We start from the raw sequence: 25394 nt of genomic DNA on the forward strand, positions 1-25394 counted from the left end.
GGGAAGTGTCGCACAGCGGGCGGTATCGATCCGATGCCCGTGTCGATCCCGCAGCGGCTATGCCGGCGATCCAGCGTCCGCCAGGTGCGGGTCCTTCCGCTCCACCGTGGTGCACCCGCCGCAGGCCGGGCAGTCCGGATCGCGTCCCAGCGGAATCCGGTCGAACCGCATGCCCAGTGCGTCCACGCAGAGCAGGGTGCCCAGCAGGGGGGTGCCGATGCCAAGCAGGAGCTTCAGTGTCTCGGTGGCCTGCAGCATGCCGATCAGGCCCGGCAGTACGCCGAGCACGCCGGCTTCCGCGCAGTTGGGTGTCAGCTCGGGCGGAGGCGGTTGTGGAAACAGGCAGCGGTAGCAACCATGGGGGGTTCCCGGCCCTGGGTGGAACACGCCGACCTGCCCGCGGAATCGGTCGACCGCGCCGTGGACCAAGGGAATCCCGAACCGCACGCAAGCATCGTTCGCCAGGTAGCGGGTGTGAAAATTATCCGTGCCGTCCACCACCACGGCGTGCCCGGACAGCAGCGCATCGGCATTGGTCGCATCCAGCCGAGCCGCACATGCTTCGACGCGCAGATCCGGGGAGAGCGCGAGCAGGCGGTCGCGCGCGGAATCCACCTTCCGCCGGCCGATATCGACTTCGCCGTGCAGCACCTGGCGCTGCAGGTTGCTGCGATCCACTTGGTCGTGGTCGATCAGGGTGAGTCCGCCGACGCCGGCAGCGGCCAGGTACAGCGCCACCGGCGAGCCGAGTCCACCGGCACCGACCAGTGCCACCCGCGCCGCCCGCAGGCGGCGCTGGCCGTCCAGTCCGACCTCCGGCAGCAGCAGATGCCGCGAATAGCGTTCGAGGAAATCGGACGGCTCCTGCGCCGGGGTCATCGGCAGGCCGGACCGCTCCCACTGCCGGGTGCCGCCCGCCACCGACCAAACGCGGGTGTAGCCGAGCGCGCGCAGGCGCACGACCGCGTCGCGGGTGCGTGCGCCGCTGGCGCAGATCAGCCCGGCTTCGATGCCGGGCTCCGGCAGCCAGCGTGTCGGAGCCGCGAGGAGTTCATCCAGCGCCACGCCGATGGCGGGTTCCGCCATGCCCGCTGCGCGTTCTCCTTCCCCGCGCACGTCCAGCAGGCGGACGCCCGCACGGGTGCGAAGCCATGCCTCGTCAGGCGGCAATTCCGGCGCCTGCATGGGAGGGGGGATGTCGGCGGAGCAAGGCATCGGCAGGAGAATGGTAGCAGGGCGGTTCTGAGCGATCGGGACGCCCCATGCTGGCGCAAGCGCAGGGGGTGCATAGATGCAGGTCAAGTGCAGTAGCATGCGCGCATCACCGTCCCGGATCTCCACCATGTGCCCTACGCATGTCATCCCGCTGCCCGAGCGCAGTCCGTTGTGGAAAGTGTTCTGGCTGTACGGCGTCATTCCCAGCAATTTGATGTGGCTGGCGGTGGCCTGGCTGGTGGATCACGGTCAATTGCCTGGCGCGACGCTGGGTTTGCTGGTGTTCCTGCTCGGCTATACCGCATGGATCGTCGTTGCGGTGTGGAAAGCGGCACCTAAAACGAAGGACAACCGCTACGGGGTAATAGCGCAGGCACTGACGGTGGCGTGGGCGATCAATACCGTGCTGGTGACGTTCTTCCTGGGTCTGCAGATGGTGCGGCAGCTCGTGGCAGGCTGAGCAGCTCAGCCGAACTGCAACGTATTGCCCTGGCGGTCGAAGGCGGCGAAGTCGCCGATCCGGCCGTTGTTGATCGCATTGACCATGAACCGCAGTGGTTGCGCCGCCTCGTCGGCGCTGGGCGCGATGCCGGCGCGCCCGCTGAAACTGCCGACGAACACGATGTCCCACGTCTGACCGGTCCGCGCGGACTCTGCGGCCAGCGTCTCGAAGTCGGCAATCTCCTCCGGTGCCTTGTCAACGCACAGGCAGGGCGAGATCGTGCCACCTTCGCGCCGCTCGAATCGTTCGCGCTGCGCGGCGGTGGCCTGCTCCGGGAGGCCCACTTGCGCAAACACGAACAATAGCCGCTGTGGCTCCGGCTGGCGGTGCGCGGCAGCGAGCAAGTCCTGAAAAGTGGCGAGCTGCATGGGCTGGGGGCGTAAGGAATCGGAGGCGGCACGCTAGCACGGTGCGCCAACGCCTTGTTTGATCACCGTCAAGGGGAAATGGCGATAATAAGGCTAAGCTGCAACGATACCCTCCAAGCCCGGCTGCCTGGGTGCGCCGCGTTCATCGCGGCGGATATGGCGACTGGGCCGTGGTGCCCGATCCCGGGTGCCACCGGGCCGGGCCGGAAACGGCCCGGTCACCCTGTATCGGAATGGAGCGACAATCATGGCCACCCTGGTCGACGGTTTCGGCCGCACATTTCCCTATTTGCGCCTGTCGCTGACCGAGGCCTGCAATTTTCGCTGCAGCTACTGCCTGCCCGAGGGCTATCGGGCTGACGGGCGCCCGGTGTTTCTCGCCATCGACGAAATTCGCCGGCTGGTACGCGCATTCGCTGCGCTCGGCATGCGCAAGGTGCGGCTGACCGGTGGCGAGCCGAGCCTGCGCAAAGATCTGCCAGACATCATCGCGGCCGTTGCCGGAACGCCAGGCGTGCAGAAGGTCGCCATCACCACCAACGGCTGCCTGCTGCCGCGCCATGTGGGCGCTTGGCGCGAGGCCGGCCTGACCGCGCTCAACGTCAGCCTGGACAGCCTTGATCCGGTCCGTTTCGCCGCGATCACCGGCCACGACCGTTTCGCTGAAGTGAGCGAGGGCGTGGAGATCGCGCAGACGCTGGGCTTCGCCTCGGTCAAGCTCAACGCGGTGATGTTGCGCGGCATCAACGACGACGAACTGCCTGCGTGGCTCGATTACCTGCGGGAGCGCGACGTGAGCGTGCGTTTTATCGAGCTGATGCGTACCGGCGACAACAAGGATTACTTCGAGCGCCACCACCAGCGTGCGGACACGCTGGAGGCACAATTGCGCGCCGCCGGCTGGCTGCTGCAGCCGCGCGCGACGGACGCGGGGCCAGCGCGCGAGTACGCGCATCCCGGCTATCGCGGGCGGATCGGCGTGATCGCGCCGTATTCCAGGATTTCTGCGCCGGTTGCAACCGCCTGCGCGTCACTGCGCGCGGCGACCTGCGACTGTGTCTGTTCGGCGAGTTCGGCATCAGCCTGCGGCCGCTGCTGCAATCGGATAGCGACTTCGATCCGCTGGTTGCGCGCATTGCCATGCAGCTTGGCCTGAAGGCGGCGGGGCATGGCCTGCACGAAGGCAATACCGGCATCACGCCGCACCTGGCCTCCATTGGCGGATAACCCGGCGAATCAACATCCAGACATGGGCAAGCAGGACATGACGACGGAACGCAGCGCGGCCTTCCACATGGCCGACATCCGCAACAAGCGCCCGACCCGCCGCCGCGCGGTGGCGGTGGGCGAATTGCGGGCCGGCCCGGTGGCTTTCCCGATGATCGTGGAGCGCCGCCTGCCCAAGGGCGATGCGCTGGCGATGGCCGAGGTGGCTGGCATGCAGGGCGCGAAGATGGCATCACAGCTGATGCCGCTATGCCACCCGTTGTCGCTGGAACTGGTGCGGGTGCGCTGCGAGCCGGTGCCGGCGCGCCACGCCATCCGCGTCTATTGCGAATGCGCCGCCGAGGCGCGCACCGGCGTGGAGATGGAGGCGCTGGCCGGTGTCAACGCCGCGCTGTTGACCCTGTACGACCTGAGCAAGCCGGTGGAGCCGGCGCTGGCGATCGGCGGCATCCGCCTGCTGTTCAAGGAAGGCGGCAAGAAGGGGCTATGGCTGCATCCAGACGGGATGCGCGAGGACGAGCGCGCGCATTACAAGCCGCTCGATCTGGCGCGCCTCGATGGCGTGCGCTGCGCCGTCATTACCCTCAGTGACCGCGCCAGCAGCGGCGAGTATGAAGACCGCTCCGGTCCGGAACTTATAGACGGGCTGCGCAAGCTCGGTGCGGAGGTGACGGACATCGACATCCTGCCGGACGGCATCGAACCACTGGCGCAGCGGCTGCGCGCGCTGGCGGCCGGTGGCGTGCGGTTGTGCCTGTGCACCGGTGGCACTGGCCTATCGCCGCGCGACCTGACCCCGGAAGCGCTGCGCAGCGCCGCCGACCGGCGCGTGGACGGCCTGGCGGAACTGCTGCGCAGCGAGAGCGCGAAGCACACCCCGCTGGCCTGGCTCAGCCGCGCCGAGGCTGTGCAGGTGGGCGGCATGCTGGTGCTGGCGTTGCCCGGCAGCCCGCGCGCGGCGCGGCAGGGCATGGACATCCTCGCGCCGCTACTGGCGCATGCGCTGGCGATGATCGAAGGCGGGACACACGCATGATCGGTTACGACGAAGCGCTGGCGATCATTTGCCGCGAGGCACATCCGCTGCCGGTGCGGCGGCTCGCGCCGACACGCGGCCTGGTGCTGGCGGAAGATATCGCCAGCGGCGAAGACCTGCCGCCGTTCGACAACTCGGCGATGGACGGCTTTGCCCTGTGTGTGGGTGAGTGTGGCGCCCCGGCGGGCAGCGAGTTCGAGGTAGCCGGTGCACAGGCGGCCGGCGACGCGCGGGTGGACATGGCCAGCGGCGCATGGGAAATCATGACCGGCGCGCGCCTGCCGGGTGGACTGGACGCGGTGGTGCCAGTGGAGCAGGTCGACGTGCTCGCATGCGACGGAGACGGGCGGCCGCGGCGCATCCGCATTCAGTCCGACGTGGCACCAGGCCAACATCTCCGCCTGCGTGGCGAGGATGTCGCGCGCGCTGATGTCGTGCTGACCGCGGGCACCCCCCTGCAGGCGCCGCAGCTGATGCTGCTGGCGGCGCTGGGTGCTGTCGATGTCGCCGCACGACGGGCACCGCGGGTGGCGCTTCTCAATACCGGTCGCGAGCTCGTGGACGATCCTGCGCGACAGCTGGAATCGGGCGAGATCCGCAACAGCAACGGCCCGTATCTGGCCGCGCGCCTGGCTGATGCCGGTGCCGACTGCGTGCTGCGTGAGACCGTTGGCGACGATGTCGCCGCCTTCGCTGCTGCGTTGCAACGTGCCCTGGACGCGGATGCCGACGTGGTGGTCAGCACCGGTGCTGTGTCGATGGGCCGTTACGACTTCGTCCCCGAAGCGCTGCGCGAGCTGGGTGCGCATATCCATTTCCACAAGGTGCGCATCCGTCCGGGCAAGCCGCTGCTGTTTGCGACGCTGCCCGACGGGCAGCTGTTCTGGGGCCTGCCAGGAAACCCGGCGTCCGGCGCGGTGGGGCTGCGGTTTTTCGTCGAACCGGCCTTGCGTCGAATGGCAGGGCTGCCGCCGGAGCAGCCGTTACGTGCGCCGCTGGCCGCGTCGCTGCACAAGCGCCACGCGCTGCGCTTCCACCTCAAGGGCCGATTGTCGGTGGATGCCGGGGGACGGCTGTCCGCGCGGGTGTTGCCGGGCCAGGAGTCGTTCCGCATCGCACCGCTGGCGCACAGCAACTGCTGGATCGTCGTAGACGAGGCGGTGCAGGATCTGCCGGCGGGCGCGCTGGTGGACGTGTACGGTCCTGGGCACCTGCTCGGTCCGCAACTGCAGGAGTGATGTCATGAAGATCGAAGTGAAGTTGTTCGGCGCATTCTGTGACCACCAGCCGGACGCCAGGCTAGAGTTGGAGCTGGCCGACGGCGCGACCGTGGCCGACCTGCGCCGTGCCTTGGAAGCCCACGCGGTCGACCACTGGCCCGGCCTCAAACCGGAGCTGCTGGCCTATTCCGCGTTCGCCAGCGAGCGCGCGGTGCTGCGTGAAGCCGAGGCGGTTCCGACCTGTGGCAGCGTGGCGGTGTTGCCGCCGGTGAGCGGGGGCTGAAATGGTTCTGCACCACTGCGCCATTGTCGATATCGCCGAGGGCAGGCTCGATCCGTCCGCCGCCCTGGCCTTCGTCTCCGCCCCCGGCTTCGGCGGCATTGCGATGTTTGTGGGGCGCGTGCGCGACCTCAACCACGGACGTGCCGTCACCGGGGTCAGTTACGACATATACGATGCGCTGGCGCTGAACGGGTTTGCCGATATCGCCGCGCGCTGTAATGCTGGGTTCGGGCCGAAACTCCGGTTATACATAGCCCACGCGAAGGGCCGCCTTGCCGTGGGCGATCTGGCGGTGGTAGTGGCCGCCGGCACGCCCCATCGCGACGAGGCGTTCCGCGCCTGCCGGCAGGCGATCGAAGAGGTGAAGCACACCAGCCCTATCTGGAAGCAGGAGCATTACGCGGATGGCGACAGCGCCTGGAGCGAGGGCTGTTCGCTGTGTGGTCATGAACCTGCCGCGAACGCCTATGCCGGCCATAGCCACTGATCGGGCCTGGACGGGTCTGGTATTGGCCGGTGGCCGGTCGAGCCGGATGGGGCGCGACAAGGCGGCACTGGTCTGGCATGGCAAGTCGCTGCTGCGGCACATGATCGACATGCTGTGCCTGGCCGGCGCGGCGAAGGTGGTGGTCAGCGGCGACTACCCGGAGTACGGCGGTATTCCCGACGTAGAGCACGATCTTGGTCCGCTTGGCGGCCTTGCCAGCGTCGCTGCCGTGTTGCCGGACGGCCCGCTACTGGTCGTGCCGGTGGACATGCCGATGCTTTCCGTGGACGCGCTGCGCCGGCTGGTGGCCACAGGGGCGCGGTGTGCCTGTTTCCACGGGCACATGCTGCCACTGCGGTTGCAATTGGATTCGCGCGTGCGGGACTGGCTGGCGACGGCATTGCGCCTGCCGCAGGCTGGCCGTTCATTGCATGCACTGCACGCGGCGCAGGGCGGTATTCAGCTGGCGCTACCAGACGGTGCCGTCAGCTGGCTGTGCAATCTCAACACCCCAGAGCAATGGCGGGAGGCTGCAGGATGAAGGTACAGATGCAGGGTCAGCGGCTGCGATTCCGCATCGACGAGGCGGAGCTGGCGGCGCTGCAGGCGGGGCAGACGGTAAAGAACATGACGTGCACCCCCGGCGGCAGCTCAGCGGCAGTCTGTCGCGCTGTCGGATGCGGCAGGGCCGGTGTTCGGGCCGGGGATGCATCTGGCGCTGCCGCGGGATCTTCTGGAGTCCTATGCGCAGCGCCTGCCATGTCGCGACGCGCTGGTGATCCGGTTGCCGCTGGATGGTGGAGACATGCTCCAGGTCGATTTCGAGGTGGATGTGCGCGACAGCGTGCGCAGCCGCGGGCACCGTGCGCCCGTGACTTGACCGGTGTCAAGCGGAGCACGGCCGCGCCGGAGGATTTGATTCCGGTCAAATTTTTCGGCAGGGGTGCAGGCACACTGGTGTCATCGCGATGGCACCGTCCAGCGGCGCGGCCATCGACAGACCGGCTTCCCCCTAGTACAGGCGAATACCATGAGCGCCGAACCGGCCGTCAAGCCACTCAACGGCGGTTTCCTGATCCGCGACTGGCACCCGGAGGACACCGCATTCTGGGCGCAGACCGGCAGTCGCATTGCCAACCGCAACCTCGCCATTTCGATCCCCGCGCTGCTGCTTGCATTCGCGATCTGGCAGATGTTCTCTGCCGTCACCGTCAACCTGCCGCAGATCGGATTCCAGTTCGATACCAACCAGCTGTTCTGGCTGGCGGCGCTGCCGGCGCTGTCGGGGGCGACATTGCGCATCTTTTACTCGTTCGTGGTGCCACTGTTCGGTGGCCGGCGCTGGACAGCGATCGCAACGGCTTCGCTGCTGCTCCCGGCGGTCTGGTTGGGTGTCGCGGTGCAGGATGCGACAACGCCCTACTGGCACTTCGTCGCCATTGCCATTCTTTGCGGCTTCGGCGGTGGCAACTTCGCCTCGTCGATGTCCAACATCTCGTTCTTCTATCCGAAGGCGAGGCAGGGCTTTGCGTTGGGATTGAACGCGGGGCTGGGCAATCTGGGCGTGTCGGCCACCCAGTTCGTGATTCCGATGGTCATCACGGCCGGCCTGTTCGGTAGCATCGCCGGTGGGCCGCAGTTGACCGCCGAGGGCAAGCAGTTGTTCCTGCAGAACGCTGGCTTCGTGTGGGTGCCGTTCCTGGTGATCTGCTCCATCGCCGCGTGGTTCGGCATGCATGACCTGGCCGCTGCGCGTTCCTCGTTTGCCGAGCAGGCGGTGATCTTCAAGCGCAAGCACAACTGGTTGATGTGCTGGTTGTACATCGGTACCTTCGGTTCGTTCATCGGCTTCTCGGCTGGATTTCCGATGCTGATCAAGACCCAGTTCCCGGACGTCAATCCGATGGCCTACGCCTTCCTCGGCCCGCTGGTCGGCGCATTGATGCGGTCGGTGGGAGGCTGGTTGTCCGACAAGCTGGGCGGCGCGCTGCTGACCTTCTGGGTGTTCGCGCTGATGATCGTTGGCGTGTTCTTCGTGCTGCACTTCCTGCCTGATCACGACGGCCGGGGCGGTAGCTTCTACGGCTTCCTCGGCAGCTTCATGGCGCTGTTCGTGCTCAGCGGGATCGGCAACGCCTCGACGTTCCGGATGATCCCGGTGATCTTCCGTACCCTGCACGAGCGCTGGTCCGCCGGCGCCGATGCGGAGGGCAAGGCCGCCGCGGCGCGCCAGGCCGGTATCGAGTCTGCGGCAGTGATCGGTTTCAGCTCGGCCATCGGCGCCTACGGCGGCTTCTTCATCCCGAAGAGCTATGGTTCCTCGATCGCCTGGAGCGGCGGCCCCGAACTGGCGCTGTATGGCTTCATCGTGTTCTACGCCACCTGCCTGGCGGTGACGTGGTGGTGGTACTTCCGGCGCGGCGCGGAGACGCCGTGCTGAGCTTCGACGAGGCAATCGCGGCGGCAGTTTCCGCCATCAGCAGGATACGTGCGCGCGGGTTGTGCACACCAGCTCAAGAGGATGTTCCCATGAGTTATTTCCTTGACCGTCTGCAGTTCTTCAAGCGCAATCCGGAGACGTTCGCCGGCGGCCATGGCTTCACCAAGACCGAAAGCCGAGAATGGGAAAACAGCTACCGCGCGCGCTGGCAGTACGACAAGATCGTGCGTTCCACCCACGGGGTGAACTGTACGGGCTCCTGCAGCTGGAAGATTTATGTCAAGAACGGCCTGGTGACCTGGGAAACCCAGCAAACCGACTATCCCCGCACGCGTCCAGACCTGCCCAATCACGAGCCGCGCGGCTGCCCTCGAGGCGCCAGCTATTCCTGGTACCTGTACAGCGCCAACCGCCTGAAGTACCCGCTGATCCGCGGCGCACTGCTGCGCATGTGGCGGCAGGCGCGCAAGACCATGAGCCCGGTGGATGCGTGGGCCAGCATCGTGGAAGACAAGGCCAAGGCGAAGGACTACAAGTCCCGCCGCGGCATGGGTGGTTTCGCGCGCGTGCGCTGGGAGGAGGCCAACGAGCTGATCGCCGCCGCCAACCTGTACACGGTGAAGCGGTACGGTCCCGACCGCGTTGTCGGGTTCTCGCCGATCCCGGCGATGTCGATGGTGTCCTACGCGTCGGGCGCGCGCTATCTGTCGCTGCTGGGCGGCGCCTGCCTGTCGTTCTACGACTGGTACTGCGACCTGCCGCCGTCGTCACCGCAGGTGTGGGGCGAGCAGACCGACGTGCCGGAATCGGCGGACTGGTACAACAGCCGCTACATCATCGCCTGGGGCAGCAACGTCCCACAGACCCGCACGCCCGACGCGCACTTCTTTACCGAGGCCCGCTACAACGGCACCAAGACGGTGGCGATCACCCCGGATTATTCCGAGGTCGCCAAGCTCACCGACCACTGGCTGCATCCCAAGCAGGGCACCGACGCTGCGCTGGCGTTCGCGTTCGGCCACGTGATCCTGAAAGAATTCCACGTCGACCAGCCTTCGCCGTACTTCACCGATTATTGCCGGAAGTACACCGACATGCCGCTGCTGGTACGGCTGGAGCGGCGCGAGGACGGCCGGCTGGTGGCGGGGCGTTACCTGCGTGCCTCCGACCTGGGCGGGCTGGGCGAAGCCAACAACCCGGAATGGAAGACGCTGGCCTTCGACGAGGCCACAGGTGCCATCACCGTGCCGAACGGCTCGATCGGTTTCCGCTGGGGCGAGAAGGGTAAGTGGAACATCGAGGAGAAGGACAGCGCCGGCCGCGAGACCCGCCTGCAGCTGAGCCTCAAGGACGGCAATGACGGAATCGAGGCGGTCAGTTTCCCGTACTTCGGCGGCGTCGAGCACGAGAAGTGGACGGCCTCGAAGTTCGAGGGCGTGCTGGAACGCAATATCCCGGTGCGCCGGGTTGCCACCGCTGGTGGCGAGACGCTGGTTGCGACAGTGTACGACCTGCTGCTGGCGCAGTACGGCGTCGACCGTGGCTTTGGCGGCGGCAACGTCGCCACCAGCTTCGACGACAACGTGCCGGGCACCCCGGCGTGGCAGGAAACCATTACCGGCGTGCCGCGTCTGGACGTGATCGAGATCGCCCGCGAGTTTGCCCGCACCGCCGACAAAACCCGTGGCCGCAGCATGATCATCGTCGGCGCGGCGATGAACCACTGGTACCACAACGACATGAACTACCGCGGCCTGATCAACATGCTGGTCATGTGCGGCTGCGTGGGTCAGACCGGCGGCGGCTGGGCCCACTACGTGGGACAGGAAAAGCTGCGCCCGCAGACCGGCTGGCAGCCGCTGGCGTTCGCGCTGGACTGGAGCAAGCCGCCGCGCCACATGAACGGCACCTCGTTCTTCTACTTCAACTCCGACCAGTGGCGCTACGAAAAGCTGGACGTGAAGGAGATCCTGTCGCCGCTGGCCGACCCGTCGAAGTTCACCGGCGCGATGGCCGACATGAACCTGCGCGCGGTGCGGATGGGCTGGCTTCCCAGCGCCCCGCAGCTGGACCGCAATCCGATCGAGGTGGTGCGCGAGGCCGAACGGGCCGGCGTGGCGCCGATCGACTATGCGGTGTCGCAGCTGAAGTCGGGCGCACTGGACTTTGCCTTTGCCGATCCGGATGCGCCGCAGAATTACCCGCGCAACATGTTCATCTGGCGCTCCAACCTGCTGGGATCCTCCGGCAAGGGCCACGAATACATGCTGCGCCACCTGCTGGGCACCCGCCATGGCGTGCAGGGCAAGGACCTGGGCGAGCGCGGCGCGGTCAAGCCGGAGGAAGTGAAGTGGCGCGACGAGGCACCGGAAGGCAAGCTCGACCTGCTGGTCACGCTGGACTTCCGCATGTGCACCACTGCGCTGTATTCCGACGTGGTGCTGCCTACCGCCACCTGGTACGAGAAGAACGACCTCAACACTTCCGACATGCACCCCTTCATCCATCCGCTGTCGAAGGCGGTTGATCCGGCGTGGGAGTCGCGCAGCGACTGGGACATCTTCAAGGGCATCGCCAGGACCGTCAGCGAACTGGCCCCCGGCGTGCTGGACGTGGTCAAGGACCTGGTATTGGTGCCGACCCTGCACGACACCCCCAACGAGCTGGCGATGCCGCTGGGCGTCACCGACTGGAAGAAAGGCGAGTGCGAGGCGATTCCCGGTAAGACCATGCCGTCGATGGTGGTGGTCGAGCGGGATTACCCCAATCTGTACAAGAAGTTCACCTCGCTGGGCCCGCTGCTGGACAAGCAGGGCAATGGCGGCAAGGGTATGAGCTGGGATACGAAGGACGAGGTCCACTTCCTTGGCGATCTCAACCACCGCGTGCGTGAGGAGGGTGTCAGCCAGGGCCGGCCGCGAATCGACTCGGCCATCGATGCCTGCGAGGTGATCCTGCACCTGGCGCCGGAAACCAACGGCCACGTGGCGGTGAAGGCGTGGGAATCGCTGGGCACGTTCACCGGACGCGACCATACCCACCTGGCCGCCGGCAAGGAACACGAGGCGATCCGCTTCCGCGACATCCAGGTGCAGCCGCGCAAGATCATCTCCTCGCCGATCTGGTCAGGGCTGGAGGACGAGCACGTCAGCTACAACGCCGGCTACACCAACGTCCACGAGCTGATTCCGTGGCGCACCCTGACCGGCCGCCAGCAGTTCTACCAGGATCATGAATGGATGCTGGCGTTCGGCGAGGGCTTTATGCAGTACCGCCCGCCGGTGGACACCAAGACCATCGTGCCGATCCTTGGCAAGAAGCCGAACGGCCACAAGGAGATCGTGCTGAACTGGATCACCCCGCATCAGAAGTGGGGCATCCACAGTACCTATTCCGATAACCTGATCATGCAGACGCTGTCGCGCGGCGGCCCGATCGTGTGGCTGAGCGAAGACGACGCGCGCAGCGCCGGGATCGAGGACAACGACTGGATCGAGCTGTTCAACGTCAACGGCGCGATCGTGGCGCGAGCGGTGGTCAGCCAGCGCATGATGAACGGCATCGCGATGATGTACCACGCGCAAGAGCGCATCATCAACACGCCCGGCTCCGAGATCACCGGCACCCGCGGCGGCATCCACAACTCGGTCACCCGGGTGGTGCTCAAGCCCACCCACATGATCGGCGGCTATGCGCAGTATTCCTATGGGTTCAATTACTACGGCACCGTGGGCACGAACCGCGACGAACTGGTGGTAGTGAGGAAGATGGACAGGGTCGACTGGCTGGACGGCGAAGCGCATGGATACGCAAGTGCCGAGGATGCAGGAAGCGCAGGAGCGGCCGAACCCGTGCCAGGAAGTGCCCAGGAGGTGGTGTGATGAAGGTCCGCGCACAGATCGCGATGGTGCTGAATCTGGACAAGTGCATCGGTTGCCACACTTGCTCCATCACCTGCAAGAACGTCTGGACCTCGCGCGAGGGGGTGGAGTACGCCTGGTTCAACAACGTCGAGACCAAGCCCGGCGTTGGCTATCCCAAGGAATGGGAGAACCAGGACAAGTGGAACGGCGGCTGGGTGCGCACCCGTACCGGCAAGCTGGTGCCGCGCGCCGGCGGACGCTGGCGGATGCTGTCGAAGATCTTCGCCAACCCCGACCTGCCGCAGATCGACGACTACTACGAGCCGTTCGACTTCGACTACCAGCATCTGCACGAGGCGCCGGATTCCAGGCACCAGCCGACTGCGCGCCCGCGCTCGCTGATTTCCGGCCAGCGCATGCAGAAGATCCACTGGGGTCCGAACTGGGAGGAGATCCTCGGCACCGAGTTCGCCAAGCGCAGCAAGGATCGCAACTTCGACAACGTGCAGAAGGAGATCTACGGCGCGTTCGAGAAGACCTTCATGATGTATTTGCCGAGGCTGTGCGAGCACTGCCTCAATCCGGCCTGCGTTTCCGCCTGCCCGTCGGGCGCGATCTACAAGCGTGAGGAGGACGGTATCGTCCTGATCGACCAGGACAAGTGCCGCGGCTGGCGCATGTGCGTGTCGGCCTGCCCGTACAAGAAGATCTATTACAACTGGAAGTCGGGCAAATCGGAGAAGTGCATCTTCTGCTACCCGCGCATCGAGATGGGCGAGCCGACCGTATGCTCGGAAACCTGCGTGGGCCGCATCCGTTACCTCGGCGTGCTGCTGTACGACGCCGACCGCATCCAGGACGCCGCTTCCGTGCCGGCCGAGAAGGATCTGTACCAGGCGCACCTGGACATTTTCCTCGATCCCAACGACCCGGCGGTGATCGAGGCCGCGCGCAAGGAAGGCATCCCCGACAGCTGGCTGGAGGCGGCGGTCAATTCGCCGACCTACAAGCTCGCCATCGACTGGAAGCTGGCGCTGCCGCTGCACCCGGAATACCGCACCCTGCCGATGGTCTGGTACGTGCCGCCGCTGTCGCCGATCCAGTCCGCTGCCGAGCGCGGCCGGGTGGGCATGAATGGCGACCTGCCGGACGTGGGCTCGCTGCGCATCCCGGTGCGCTACCTCGCCAACATGCTGACCGCCGGCGACGAAGCGCCGGTGATCCGCGCGCTGGAGCGGATGATGGCGATGCGCGCCTGGCGCCGCGCCAAGAACGTGGACGGGGTGGAGGACCTGGCGGTGCTGAAGCAGGCCGGCCTGACCGTGGCGCAGGCCGAGGACATGTACCGCTACCTCGCCATCGCCAACTACGAGGACCGTTTCGTGATCCCGTCGGCGCACCGCGAGTACGCCAACGACGCCTTCGGTGAGCGCGGCGGCTGCGGCTTCACCTTCGGCAACGGCTGCAGTGGCGACTCCCCGGCCGACCTGTTCGGCCAGCGCAAGACCACCACCTACGCGGTACATCCGAACCGTCAGGAAAAATCGCTCGAGGTGGTCGAATGAGCCTGCTCAAGCTTGTCAGCGTGCTGCTGGACTACCCGCAGGACGTGCTGTGGCAGCATGGCGATGAGCTGCTGGCCGCCGCCGCCGATCCCGGCCTGCCGCCGGCGCGCCGCACCGCGCTGGTCGGCTTCGTGCACGAGCTGCTGGACAGCGATCCGCTGGAGGCGCAGGACCGCTGGCTGTCGCTGTTCGATCGTGGCCGTTCGATGAGCCTGCTGCTGTTCGAACACATCCACGGCGAATCCCGCGACCGCGGACAGGCGATGGTCGACCTGATCGAGGCCTACCGCAGAAACGGCTTCGAGCTGGATGCCAGAGAACTGCCGGACTACCTGCCGCTGCTGCTGGAATACCTCAGCCTGCGTCCGCAGGAAGAGGCGCGCGATTGGCTGCATCACGTCAGCCACATCATCGGCCTGCTGGCCGCGCGTGCCGGCGAGCGGCAGAGCCCCTACGCGCTGCCGCTGGAACTGCTGGTCGAATATGCCGAAGGCGGGCTCGACCTCGGCGCCCTGCGCAAGCGCGCCAGCGAAGAGCCCCGCGACGATACCCCCGAGGTGATGGACCGGTTGTGGGAGGAGGAAGCCGTGCGGTTCGGGGCCGAGGCGCCCGGAGAGGACTGCACGCCACCTACCCGCATCCCCGCCCGCGCCGCGTCTCCCGCCGCTCCCCGACAGGTGCAGCCATGAATTACCTCAATACATTCGCGTTCCAGTTCTATCCCTACATCGCGCTGGCGGTGTTTTTCATCGGCAGCTGGGTGCGTTTCGACAAGTCGATGTACACGTGGCGCACCGGTTCCAGCTCAACTGCTGTCCGACAGGGGCATGCGAATCGGCAGCAACCTGTTCCACCTCGGTATCCTCGCCATCCTCGGCGGCCATCTGGTCGGCCTGTTGACCCCGCATGCATTGTACGAGGGCTTCATCACCGCGCCGCAGAAACAGCTGCTGGCGATGGTGGCGGGCGGCGCGTTCGGCGTGGTCTGCCTGGTGGGCATCACCATCCTGACCGTGCGCCGGCTGTTCAACCCGCGCGTGCGCGCCACCGGCACCACCGGCGACACTGCGATCCTGCTGCTGCTGTTCGCGCAGCTGCTGCTGGGCCTGTACACCATCGTGGCATCCACCCACCACATGGATGGCAGCGTGATGATGATGCTGGCCGAATGGGCGCAGCACATCGTCACCTTCCGCGGCGGCGCGGCCGAGTTCGTGGCACCGGTGGCCTGGGTGTACAAGGCTCATATCTTCCTAGGCCTGACCCTGTTCCTGCTGGCGCCATTCACCCGCCTGGTGCACGTCTGGAGCATCCCGGTCAGCTACCTGTGGCGCCCGTACCAGGTGGTGCGTCGTCGCCAGCCGGCGCTGCGCTACGGGCCGAGGGCATAAGAGTAAGAGCGATGGAGACAGGCAAGCCGCGGCGCGAGTTGCCGATCACCGTCATCGACAGCGGGAAGCCGATGACCGAGGAGGCGCATACGCACCACCACGATCACGCCGATGAAGGCCCGCGTTCGCTGGGCCAGGCGGCGCCCGCCTACCTGTTCGTCGGCGCCGTGGCGATCAGCGAAGCGGAGATCGCACGCGAGATGCAGTTCCACCGGGCGATGACCCCGGAGCGCTCGCGCGCCGACGCGGCGCGGGCGCTGGTGGTGCGCGAGCTGCTGCGGCAGGAAATCGTGCGGCTGGGCCTGCAGGACGCCGTGCAGCCGTCCGGCGGCGAGACGGTCGAGGAGGCCTGCATCCGCATGCTGCTGGAGCGCGAGGTGGAGAATCGGGTGCCATCTGAAGACGACTGCCGGCGCTACTACGAGCAGAACCTCGACCGGTTCCGTGCCCCGGATCGCATCCGCGTGCGCCATATCCTGCTGGGCGCCGCCACCGACGACGTCAGCGGCCGATTCGCTGCGCGCGAACAGGCGGAAAAGCTGATCGCCGAGCTGAAGACCAAGCCCCACCTGTTTGCCGACTTCGCCATGCGCCACTCGGACTGCCCGTCGAAGGGCGAGGGGGGCGAGCTGGGCTGGCTGGAGCGTGGCCAGACCACGCCGGAGTTCGACCGCCAGGTATTCCGCCTGCGCGCAGGCCTTGCGGCGTTCCCGGTGGAGTCGCGCTGGGGTTACCACGTGGTGAGCGTGGACGCGATCGAAAGCGGCGAGGAACTTGCGTTCGATCAAGTTCGCCAGCGCATTTCCGACTACCTTGAGCTGCAGGTCCGTCAACGCGAACTCCAGCAGTACCTGCAGGGCTTGCAGGAGCGCTACGAGGTCCGCGGACTGGACGCCATCGAAGCCGAGGCGGCCTGATCCCACGATACGGTCGCCACGGCAACAACGCGTTTCCAAACCTCGACCGGAAGTGACCCATGCAAGACCTTTCGCAAGTCAGTAGCGCCCGCCAGCAGCGGGCGCTGTGGTTGAGCACTATCGCTTTTACCACGTGTTTCGCGGTCTGGATGATCTTTTCGATCATCGGCATCCAGATCAAGCAGCAGCTTTCCCTCAACGACACCGAATTCGGGCTGCTGATCGCCACGCCCGTCCTCAGCGGCTCGCTTCTGCGCATCTTCCTGGGCGTCTGGGCCGACCAGTTCGGCGGGCGCAAGGTGCTCACCGGGGTGATGCTGGCCGGCGCCATTTCCACCTGGTTGCTGACCCATGCGCAGACCTACCCGCAGTTCCTGCTGGCAGCGCTGGGCGTGGGCATCGCCGGCAGTTCGTTCTCGGTCGGGGTGGCCTACGTCTCGAAGTGGTTCCCGGCGGAGAAGCAGGGCACTGCGCTGGGTATCTTCGGCGCCGGCAACATCGGCGCGGCGGTCACCGCAAGCTGCTGGCGCCGATGGTGATGGTGGCGGCTGGCTGGACGATGGTGGCCAAGGTCTGGGCGGTGGGCCTGGCGGTAGTGGCGATCCTGTATTTCCTGTCCTCGCAGGAAGACCCATCGCTGGAGCAGCGCCGCAAGTCCGGCGCCAAGCCGATGCCATTCCACGAGCAGATGGCGCCACTGAAGAACCTGCAGGTCTGGCGCTTCGCGCTGTACTACTTCTTCGTGTTCGGCGGCTTCGTGGCGCTGGCGCTTTGGCTGCCGCGCTACCTGATCGGCGCCTACGGCATGGATGTGAAGACCGCCGGCGTGCTGGCCGCGTGCTACTCGATCCCGGCCAGCCTGTTCCGCGTGGTGGGCGGCTGGATGTCCGACCGGATGGGCGCGCGCAAGGTGATGTACTGGACCTTCGGCGTCTCGGTGATTTGCTGTTTCCTGCTGTCTTACCCGGATACGCAGTACGTGGTGAAGGGTATCAGGGGCGATATCGTCTTTCATCTCGCCATCGGTGTGGTGCCGTTTACCGTGCTTGTATTCGTGCTGGGTTTCTTCATGTCGCTGGGCAAGGCGGCGGTGTACAAGCACATTCCCGTGTACTACCCGCAGTACGTCGGCGCGGTGGGCGGCGTGGTCGGGATGATCGGCGGGCTGGGTGGCTTCCTGCTTCCGATCGCGTTCGGCGCGCTCAACGACCTGACCGGCATCTGGACCAGCTGTTTCATGCTGCTGTTCGTCGTGGCGGGTAGTGCGTTGGCATGGATGCACTTCGCCATCCGCCGGATGGAGCGCCGTCACTTCCCGCAGATCGACCGTGAGACCGACCTGCCGGAAATCATCGACGCGCGGGAGGCGTCGCGCTGAGGGATTGCACGGGGCGTGATGTACGCTGTCACGCCCCATCCGCGTTTTTCCTTCTTTCATCATGTCCGCCGTTTCTCTCGTGCCCCTGATCGACCTGCGTGGCGCAGGCACCAGCCTCACCCCGCAGCGGGCAGGGCTGCTGCAGGCGCTGGATGCGCATGGCTCGATTAGTGCTGCCGCGCGCGCAGTCGGCATGAGCTACAAGGGCGCATGGGATGCCATCGCCGCGCTCAACGGCTTCGTCAGCGAACCGCTGGTCAGCGCGGAGACCGGCGGCAGCGGTGGCGGCGGCGCGCGACTGACCGATATGGGGCGGCGCGTGCTGGCCTTCCATCAGGCGCTGACGGCGCTGCAACGGCGGATGCTGGCGGGGCAGGGTGAGCCCGCCAGCGCCAGCGATCTCGACGAACTGCTCAAGCGACTGGGAAATCTCATGCTCCGGACAAGCGCGCGCAACCAATACGAAGGCACCGTGCAGGCGATCCAGCGCGGCGCGGTGAACAGCGAGGTGATCATCGATCTCGGTGGCGACGACCGGTTGGTCGCCATCATCACCAATCGCAGCGTCGATGACCTCGGCCTGCGCGAGGGGGGCAGTGCAATCGCGCTGGTCAAATCCTCGTTCGTGACGCTGGGCGTGCCCGGGGCGCGCACCAGCGCGCGCAACGCGCTGGCCGGTACTGTGCTGTCCTGCCGTGAGGGCGCAGTCAATGCCGAAGTGGAATTGCAGCTATCCTGCGGTCGGCGACTGGTCGCTACCGTCACCAACGAAAGCGTGAAGGAACTCGGCATTCGCGAAGGTGCATCGCTGCTGGCGCTGGTGAAGGCCTCGCACGTGATCCTTGCGGTGGCGGTGTAAGCGCTCCCGCCAGCACGTGTCAGGCGGGAGCACGATGCGGCATCAGAACCGGTAGCTGACGTTGGCGAACCAGGTCCGCCCCGGCATCGGATAACCCTCCACCAGTTCGTACCACCTGTCGCCGAGGTTGCGCCCGCCGGCTTCGATGTCGAGGCCGTCCAGCGGCGCCCACACCAGCTTCGCACTGAATGTCGCATAGCCGCCCAGTCGCAGGAAGCCGCCCTGGTTGCCTGGCCCGGCGTAGGTGACAATGCGACCCTGTTCGGCCTCGGCGTTGATGAGCGCCTTCCACCGCGGCGAGAACGCCCATCGCGTGTATGCGAACAGGCGCTGGCGCGGGCTGTTGGTCAGCGGTACGGCGGGATCGCCGAGGTTGTCGCGATCCAGCCACGTATAGGCTGCGCCCACTTCACCGCGTTCGCCGAAATGTTGTTGCAGCGACAACTCCACGCCGCGATTGCTCGTCTTGCCGATGTTCTGCGCCTGGTTGCAAACGGTGCTGCCGCACTGGTTGGAGGCGACGATGGCGTCCTGGATCAGATCGTTGATGCGGATGTAGAACAGCGATGCTTCCAGCTGCGCATCGGACCACGGCTCTCCCCGCCAGCCTAGTTCGAGGTGACGCGCGGTTTCCGGTTTCAGGTCAGGGTTGGGCAGGGCTCTGCCCATGCGCGCGGAGTAGCGATCCTTGATGGTGGGGAAGCGGGTCTTGTGCGAGACGCTGGCGAACAACTGGCCGTGACCGCCGAGGTCGCGCTGCAGTTCGACCAGCGCGTTGTTGGCGCTGGTCTTGCCGGTCGGCCAGTAATAGACCCCCTTCGCGTCGCGCTGCTCATGGCTCGCGCCCAGCCGCAGGGTGTAGTCGCCGCCCAGCGCGATGGTGTCCTCCAGCGCCAGCGAGGTCGTGACGTCGCGGTAATTCTTGGTTGGCGACTTCGGGTTGGCCTCCTGATGGCGGTCGTCCTTATAGTGCAGCGCCAAATGCAGGTCGTGATTAGCGATGGCCTGCGTGGACAGTTCAAGGCTGACGCCGCGCGTTTTATCCGAATAGACACTGGGAAAACTGGTGTTGAACAACTGGGTGGTGTAGGTGCCGTCGCTATAGGCTTCCAGCCCGTTGCCATAGCGGTCCTCATACGCCCGCAGCTTCAAGCTGCTGCGTTCGCCAAGGCCCATGTTGCCAATGAAGTACAGGCTTTCCTTGTCCCACCACGGCCAGCGCCAATAGCGGATGCCGCTGTTGGCGCGGCCGGTGTAGACCGGATTGCCCTTCTTGCCATCCTGTCTCACGTAGCCGATGGCGAATTCGCTGCGCTCGCCCGGCGCATAGCCGATCTTGATCGAGGCGCGGTGGTCGCTGCGGTAGGCATTTTCGCGTTCGTCGCCGGTATCGGTCGGCTTGGCCTTGTAGTCCTTGAAACCGTCCGGCAGCGGGAAGCTGTCGGCATCCAGCCACGACCAGCCCGCTTGCAGATACCAATCGCCCCGGAGCATGCCGAGGTTGGCCGCCGCCTTGCGTTCGCCGCCGCTGCCTACGCCGAGGCGCACGTCGCCTTCCAGCGGCAGGGTGGGCTTGCGCGAGACCAGGTTGATCGCGCCGCCCAGCGTGTTCGGGCCGTACAGCAGCGAGGCCGCGCCCTTGGCAACGCGGATTTCGCCGAGGTCGAAGGTGGTGAAGCGGCCGAAGTCGATGTAGCCATCGTAGGGGACGTACTGCGGGATGCCGTCGAGGAACATCGGCACCTGACGCGGATCGAAGCCGCGCACATACACCAGCGATTCGTTGCGGCTGTTGTTGGACAGCGCGACGCCGGGGGCGATGGCGACGGCTTCGCCGACGGTTTCGCGGTTGAGCGCATCGAGCTGTTCGCGGGTGATGGCGGATTCGCCGGTCGGCGGCGGCGCGGTTTTCTGGCCCTGCACCACCACGCGGCCGAGCTCGAACGGCTTGCCGGTCTTGTCGGCGTCCTCGGCGTGGGCGGCGGCTAGGCAGGCGAGGCCGGCGAGCAGGGCGGTGACCAGCGCGCGGCGGCGGGGCGTTGTGCGGAGGGGAAGCATGGTCGTTTCTCGGCGTATGCAAAAGGGGAATCGCGGGCACGACGGGCCGTTGCCGCCGTCCATGCGTCCGGACGACGGGGCGTGCGTGCGGGTTGTGTGCGGCCGGGGCGGCGAAGCGGCCTGCGCCGCCCGCCGCGCGGGGCGTCACTTCATGCGGACGATTTCAATCTCGCTCAGCCAGCGCACGTGGCGCGGGCCGGTCTTGATGTCCTGGCCGGAGATCAGCAGCAGCTGGCCTTCATGCGCGTCCAGCGGCTTGCCGTCCTTTTCCCACGCCACCAGCACGTCCCTGCCGATCGGCGTGTTGTACAGCTCGCTCCACGAGAAGGTGACCACGTAGCCGTCGGTGGCGCGCGCCACGATCACCATGCGGCGGTCGTCCTTGTGCTCCTTCAGGTCGATGCCGACGCGGTCGAGCACATCGGTGAGGCGCACGCCGCGGAAGTTCTCCACCTTGCCGACCACGGCCCCGGAGGCGCAGACCACGTCCACCGGGCCGCTGTTGCGCGGCAGCAGCTTCTTGAGCGCGGCCACGTCGAACTCGGCCGGCGCCTTCACCGCGCCGGTGATGCGGACGGAGTGGCTGGGCGTGCCTGCCATCGGATGCGCGGCGGGCGTGGCGGAGAGCGCCGGGGCTAGCAGCAGGGCGAGCAGGAGAGCAGGGGGTTTCATTGGATATCCTCAATATGTAGTCAAGTACATAGCGAGACGCAGGGTAGCAATGGCCATGCTGCCGCGATTTGATCGGAATCAATCCGCCGGTGTTTGCGGCGCTGTCCGCCACTGCCGGTGCAACGCCCGCAGTTGACCGGCGAACAGCAGCGTCCACGCCGCCATGCCGACGGTGAACGCCGCGTGCGGCAGTCGCCCGAGGAAGGGCAGTTGCAGCGCTTCCATCATCCGCAGCGTGCTGGCCGCATACATGCCCAGCGGGAACACCGCGCCCCAGTACATCGGGTCATAGCTGAAGGGGAAGCGGCGCACGCCGTGCCGCCAGATCGCCAGCACCACCAGCATCGGGATCCACCAGGTACCGGTGGCCCAGTAGAACACCGTAAAGCCCTTGATGAAGGGCAGCATCGAGCGCAGGAACGGTGCATGCGGCGTATTGAGGATCAGCAGCGATCCGGCCAGCGTCGAGATGGCCATCGCGCCCATGTTGATCCAGTACGGCGGCGACAGGTCGGCCGGCGAGAACGTGAAGAAGGTGTAGCGGTAGAAGATCAGGGACATCATCCAGATGTAGAGCATCCCGCCCCACAGCCACATCGACAGCGCAAAGAAGTTCAGTTCCAGCCGCAGCGGCTGCGTTGCGTCCGGTGCGATCAGCGCGGCCAGAACCGCCATCGATTGCGTTGCCACCACCGCCAGCAGCCAGCCACCATTGATGCCGCGGGCCAGCTCGGGCTTGTCACGCTTGACCGTGAGCACGGTAAAGATGGTGTAGGTGAAGGCCACCCAGGCCAGCAGGCCGGCGACGCCGAGCGCGGCCGCCACCCGCAGGCTGCCGCCGATCAGCAGGCTCTGGCTGCCCAGCACCGAGCAGGCGGCGACGAAGGTGAAGAAACCCGGCGCGTTGAGGTGGCTGAACAGGTCGTCCAGCACCCGCCGCGGATGCCAGTACAGGTGCGCCAGCGCCAGTGCGCCGATCACCACGAACAGGCACCAGTTCAGCGCCAGCAGCACGATGGGCAGTACCGGGACATGCAGCATGTGCGCGGCCAGCGACAGGATGCCGGTGGCCATCACCATGCTGAAATAGCCCGGCGACAGGTTCTCGGTGGAGGCGCGGACGCGTTGGAGCAGGGCAGGCATGGCGGTTCAGTTCTCCCGCGGCGAGTTGAGGCGGTGGGCCGGCGCCGTGGGGAGGCTGATCGAGATTAGTGGCGGGGGCGTGCAGGCTGTTTGATCGGGATCAATTCGGGGGCGTGTGGATGTCGCCGCTTATACCAGCAGGGCGACCGCTTTCACCTGCGCCCATAGCGCCATGCCGGGCCGCAGTTCCAGCCGTTCCACCGAACGGTGCGAGATGCGCGCCAGCAGAGGAACGCCGGAGGCATCCAGCCGCGCCAGTACCTGCCCACAGGGTTGCGGATCGAGGCCGAGTAGTGTTGCCGGCAACAGATTCAGAAGGCTGGAATCCGCATGGCGTTGCAGGGCCAGGCTGACATCGCGGGCCTGCACGCGCAGCCGCAGCAATGTACCCGGCGCGTACGCGGGGCCATGCGCATGCAGGGCGCCGGCGCGGGTCTGCAGGGTGAGCAGGCCGTGCGCATCGGCTGCGTCTACCCGCGCTTCCAGCACCACTCCAGCATCCTCGCGTAGTGCCAGCGGCAGGTCGGTGCGGTTGAGTACGTCGAGCGCGGGGCCAGCGGCAACCACCTTGCCAGTGTCCATCAGCACCAGGTGATCCGCCAGCCGCGCTGCTTCATCCATCGCGTGGGTGACGTAGAGGATGGGAATACCGGACTCGCGCCGTACCGCTTCCAGATACGGCAGGATCTCCGCGCGGCGCTCGCCGTCCAGCGCGCTCAGCGGTTCATCCAGCAGCAGCCAATGGGGATTGCAGACGAGTGCGCGCGCCAGCGCCACCCGTTGGCGTTCGCCGCCGGACAACGTGTCGGGACGGCGTGCCAGCAGCGGCGCCAGCGCCAATCGTTCGATCCAGTCATCCAGAAGGGCGTGCGGCGCGCCGGCGCGCTTCCAACCGTAGCGCAGGTTGCCCTCCACGCTCAGATGCGGCAGCAGTGCCGTGTGCTGGAACACTACGCCGGTGGCGCGCCGATGGGCCGGAAGTTGGCGGCGCGCATCCTGCCAGATTTCACTTCCGATGCGCACTTCGCCAACGGCGTTCGGCTCCAGCCCGGCGATGGCACGCAGCAGGGTGCTCTTGCCGCTGCCGGAGGGGCCGAATACGACGGTGACGCCGCGACTAGGCAGTACCAAGTCCACATCTAGCCGGAAACCGCCGTGCGCCACTCGCAGTGCGATGTGAATGTTTCCGCGCATCGACCGGTCAACCGGTGCATGCTCAGACACTGGACACCGCCAGGCGTTGGCCAAGCCATTGCATGATCAGCAGTAGCATGAAAGAGAACAGCAGCAGCCCTGCCGCCAATACATGTGCCTCGGGATAGGCCATTGCCTCCACCTGGTCGTACAGCAATACCGACAGCACCCGCGTCTCACCGTCGATGTTGCCGCCTACCATTAGCACCACGCCGAACTCGCCCACAGTGTGAGCGAAGCTGAACAGCGTGGCGGTAATCAAGGCCGGGCGCGATAGCGGCAATATCACGGTCAGGAAGCGATCGAGTGGTGAGGCACGCAGGGTAGCCGCAGCTTCCAGTGCTGCCGTTGGAATGGCGGCGAAGCCGGCCTGCAACGGATGCACCGCGAATGGCAGTGAATACAGTACCGAGGCTAATAGCAGGCCGTTGAAGGTGAACGCGATCGAGGCGAGTCCAAAAGCATTGGTGAGCTGGCCGATTGGGCCATCTGGGGCCATCCCCAGCAACAGATAAAAGCCCAGCACTGTCGGTGGCAGTACCATAGGCAAAGACACCATTGCGCCGATGGGTATCCGCCAGCGTGATCGGGTAAATGCCAGCCACCAGGCCAGAGGGGTGCCCAGAACCAGTAGCGCCAGAGTGGTCAGCGTCGCCAGCTTTAGCGTCACCCAAATGGCGGAAATCCAGGTGGAGTGGCTGGTGAAATCCATGCGCGTCAGTCGTAGCCGAAGTTGCGGATCTGTTTCTGTGCGGCTGGGCTGCGCAAGTACACAAGGAAGCCGCGTGCTGCGGGATTGCGTTCGCCACGCTTGAGCAGGACAGCGCTTTGCACGATCGGGGCATGCCACGCCGCCGGGATTTCCCAGCTAGAGCCCCGATGCTTGCGGTTGGCTTCCATGGCAAGTGAGCGCGGCAGCAGGCCAAGCGGGGCCGCGCCGGTGATCACGAACTGGCTGGCTTGGTTGATGTTTTCCCCCATCACCAATCGTGGTTTGAGTTCCTCCCAGCGACGTACATGCTGTAACACTTCGCGGGCGGCAGCGCCGTAAGGGGCAAGATCGGGATTGGCGATGGCGAGCCGCTCGATCGGACCCTTGCGCAGCAGCGCCTCGCCGTCTGTCACCCGGGCCGGATCGCGGCTCCACAGCACCAGCCGGCCAGTGGCATAGTCGTGCAGCGTACTGGCATCGGCCAACCCTGCGTCCACCAGCTTGCGAGGGGTTTCCGCATCGGCCGACAGCAGCGCGTCGAACGGTGCGCCACTGACGATCTGCGCGTACAGCTTGCCGGTGGATGCGGAGCTGATCTCGATCTTCTGCCCGCTCTGTTTTGCGTAGTCCGCCGCCAGCTTGCGGGCAGCGTCGGCAAAATTGGCGGCCACCGCGATCCGCGCCTGCATGGTGGGGGGCTTGGCCGGCTGCGCCACCGCCGCCATCGGCAGGCAGGCTGCTAGTGCCGACACCAACAGCAGTTCCGTGAGCCAGTGGCGTGGCATGTCCCGCATCCCGAGTCGAGGTCGCGACAGTTTATCGGGTTGCCCGCTGTGCCGGAGTGACCTGGATCAAGCAGCCGCT

General features: G+C 66.3%; 22 protein-coding genes, 3 pseudogenes and 1 riboswitch. Of the genes and pseudogenes, 17 read left to right on the top strand and 8 right to left on the bottom strand.

Going from position 1 to position 25394, the window contains the following annotated elements; genetic code table 11:
- Window positions 1–57: 57 nt before the first annotated feature.
- Window positions 58–1416 (bottom strand): molybdopterin-synthase adenylyltransferase MoeB, encoded by a 1359-nt coding sequence (gene moeB, locus LJB71_RS06120; protein WP_310649399.1) that lies wholly within the window; start codon window positions 1414–1416, stop codon window positions 58–60.
- On the opposite strand from moeB, the gene LJB71_RS06125 reads away from it, so the two are divergent.
- Window positions 1394–1675 carry a hypothetical protein gene (locus LJB71_RS06125; RefSeq protein ID WP_259303479.1) on the top strand — a complete coding sequence of 94 codons (282 nt, stop codon included), beginning with the start codon at window positions 1394–1396 and terminating at the stop codon, window positions 1673–1675. The genes moeB and LJB71_RS06125 overlap by 23 nt on opposite strands.
- A gap of 5 nt (window positions 1676–1680) precedes the next feature.
- Here LJB71_RS06125 and LJB71_RS06130 read toward each other — a convergent pair whose 3' ends face one another.
- Window positions 1681–2085: a ribonucleotide reductase subunit alpha gene (locus LJB71_RS06130; protein WP_259303480.1), complete on the bottom strand. Its 405-nt coding sequence runs from the start codon at window positions 2083–2085 to the stop codon at window positions 1681–1683.
- A 99-nt stretch (window positions 2086–2184) separates the two neighbouring features.
- Window positions 2185–2340: riboswitch (molybdenum cofactor riboswitch) on the top strand.
- Between LJB71_RS06130 and moaA the strand changes: the two are divergent.
- The 16 genes and pseudogenes from moaA to LJB71_RS06210 all read left to right on the top strand — a co-directional run bounded on the left by moaA (window position 2333) and on the right by LJB71_RS06210 (window position 18751).
- Window positions 2333–3312 (top strand): annotated as a pseudogene (gene moaA, locus LJB71_RS06135) (GTP 3',8-cyclase MoaA). Its footprint overlaps the riboswitch before it by 8 nt.
- Before the next feature lie 37 nt (window positions 3313–3349).
- On the top strand, window positions 3350–4348 hold the full coding sequence (gene moaCB, locus LJB71_RS06140) for a bifunctional molybdenum cofactor biosynthesis protein MoaC/MoaB (RefSeq protein ID WP_259304752.1): 999 nt from the start codon (window positions 3350–3352) through the stop codon (window positions 4346–4348).
- Window positions 4345–5586 carry a gephyrin-like molybdotransferase Glp gene (gene glp, locus LJB71_RS06145; RefSeq protein WP_259303481.1) on the top strand — a complete coding sequence of 414 codons (1242 nt, stop codon included), beginning with the start codon at window positions 4345–4347 and terminating at the stop codon, window positions 5584–5586. Before moaCB ends, glp begins: the two co-directional genes overlap by 4 nt.
- A gap of 4 nt (window positions 5587–5590) precedes the next feature.
- Complete coding sequence (locus LJB71_RS06150) at window positions 5591–5851, top strand: MoaD/ThiS family protein (RefSeq protein ID WP_259303482.1); 261 nt, start codon at window positions 5591–5593, stop codon at window positions 5849–5851.
- A gap of 1 nt (window position 5852) precedes the next feature.
- The gene (locus tag LJB71_RS06155) at window positions 5853–6338 is read left to right on the top strand and encodes a molybdenum cofactor biosynthesis protein MoaE (protein ID WP_259303483.1); all 486 of its coding nucleotides are present in this window, start codon (window positions 5853–5855) and stop codon (window positions 6336–6338) included.
- Entirely contained in the window at window positions 6319–6879 is a 561-nt protein-coding gene (locus LJB71_RS06160) for a molybdenum cofactor guanylyltransferase (protein WP_259304753.1), read from the top strand. The genes LJB71_RS06155 and LJB71_RS06160 overlap by 20 nt, the downstream gene beginning before the upstream one ends.
- A gap of 165 nt (window positions 6880–7044) precedes the next feature.
- Complete coding sequence (locus LJB71_RS06165) at window positions 7045–7218, top strand: hypothetical protein (protein WP_259303484.1); 174 nt, start codon at window positions 7045–7047, stop codon at window positions 7216–7218.
- A 150-nt stretch (window positions 7219–7368) separates the two neighbouring features.
- Window positions 7369–8778: a NarK family nitrate/nitrite MFS transporter gene (locus LJB71_RS06170; RefSeq protein WP_259303485.1), complete on the top strand. Its 1410-nt coding sequence runs from the start codon at window positions 7369–7371 to the stop codon at window positions 8776–8778.
- Window positions 8779–8867: 89 nt separating this feature from the next.
- Complete coding sequence (locus LJB71_RS06175; RefSeq protein ID WP_259303486.1) at window positions 8868–12659, top strand: nitrate reductase subunit alpha; 3792 nt, start codon at window positions 8868–8870, stop codon at window positions 12657–12659.
- Window positions 12659–14206 (top strand): nitrate reductase subunit beta, encoded by a 1548-nt coding sequence (gene narH / locus LJB71_RS06180; RefSeq protein WP_259303487.1) that lies wholly within the window; start codon window positions 12659–12661, stop codon window positions 14204–14206. Before LJB71_RS06175 ends, narH begins: the two co-directional genes overlap by 1 nt.
- Window positions 14203–14895 carry a nitrate reductase molybdenum cofactor assembly chaperone gene (gene narJ / locus LJB71_RS06185; RefSeq protein WP_259303488.1) on the top strand — a complete coding sequence of 231 codons (693 nt, stop codon included), beginning with the start codon at window positions 14203–14205 and terminating at the stop codon, window positions 14893–14895. Before narH ends, narJ begins: the two co-directional genes overlap by 4 nt.
- Window positions 14892–14959 (top strand): annotated as a pseudogene (locus LJB71_RS06190) (hypothetical protein); the annotation flags it as partial. The gene narJ and the pseudogene LJB71_RS06190, both read left to right, overlap by 4 nt.
- A 74-nt stretch (window positions 14960–15033) precedes the next feature.
- On the top strand, window positions 15034–15597 hold the full coding sequence (narI, locus tag LJB71_RS06195) for a respiratory nitrate reductase subunit gamma (protein ID WP_259303489.1): 564 nt from the start codon (window positions 15034–15036) through the stop codon (window positions 15595–15597).
- Between the two features lie 11 nt (window positions 15598–15608).
- On the top strand, window positions 15609–16514 hold the full coding sequence (locus LJB71_RS06200) for a peptidylprolyl isomerase (RefSeq protein WP_259304754.1): 906 nt from the start codon (window positions 15609–15611) through the stop codon (window positions 16512–16514).
- 59 nt (window positions 16515–16573) lie between these two features.
- Window positions 16574–17892 (top strand): annotated as a pseudogene (locus LJB71_RS06205) (nitrate/nitrite transporter).
- 61 nt (window positions 17893–17953) lie between these two features.
- Complete coding sequence (locus tag LJB71_RS06210) at window positions 17954–18751, top strand: TOBE domain-containing protein (protein WP_259303490.1); 798 nt, start codon at window positions 17954–17956, stop codon at window positions 18749–18751.
- 42 nt (window positions 18752–18793) lie between these two features.
- Here LJB71_RS06210 and LJB71_RS06215 read toward each other — a convergent pair whose 3' ends face one another.
- From LJB71_RS06215 to modA, 6 genes are all read right to left on the bottom strand, one after another.
- Window positions 18794–20809 (bottom strand): TonB-dependent receptor, encoded by a 2016-nt coding sequence (locus LJB71_RS06215; protein ID WP_259303491.1) that lies wholly within the window; start codon window positions 20807–20809, stop codon window positions 18794–18796.
- A 144-nt stretch (window positions 20810–20953) separates the two neighbouring features.
- Window positions 20954–21481 carry a molybdopterin-dependent oxidoreductase gene (locus LJB71_RS06220; protein ID WP_259303492.1) on the bottom strand — a complete coding sequence of 176 codons (528 nt, stop codon included), beginning with the start codon at window positions 21479–21481 and terminating at the stop codon, window positions 20954–20956.
- Between the two features lie 78 nt (window positions 21482–21559).
- Window positions 21560–22624, bottom strand: a complete 1065-nt coding sequence (locus LJB71_RS06225; protein ID WP_259303493.1) for a tellurite resistance/C4-dicarboxylate transporter family protein — start codon at window positions 22622–22624, stop codon at window positions 21560–21562.
- Between the two features lie 129 nt (window positions 22625–22753).
- Window positions 22754–23818 (bottom strand): molybdenum ABC transporter ATP-binding protein, encoded by a 1065-nt coding sequence (gene modC / locus LJB71_RS06230; protein WP_259303494.1) that lies wholly within the window; start codon window positions 23816–23818, stop codon window positions 22754–22756.
- Window positions 23819–23840: 22 nt separating this feature from the next.
- Complete coding sequence (gene modB, locus LJB71_RS06235; RefSeq protein ID WP_259303495.1) at window positions 23841–24530, bottom strand: molybdate ABC transporter permease subunit; 690 nt, start codon at window positions 24528–24530, stop codon at window positions 23841–23843.
- A 5-nt stretch (window positions 24531–24535) separates the two neighbouring features.
- Window positions 24536–25315: a molybdate ABC transporter substrate-binding protein gene (gene modA, locus LJB71_RS06240; protein ID WP_259303496.1), complete on the bottom strand. Its 780-nt coding sequence runs from the start codon at window positions 25313–25315 to the stop codon at window positions 24536–24538.
- Window positions 25316–25394: the final 79 nt, after the last annotated feature.

The organism is Thermomonas sp. S9 (genome assembly GCF_024704365.1).
Lineage (GTDB): Bacteria > Pseudomonadota > Gammaproteobacteria > Xanthomonadales > Xanthomonadaceae > Thermomonas.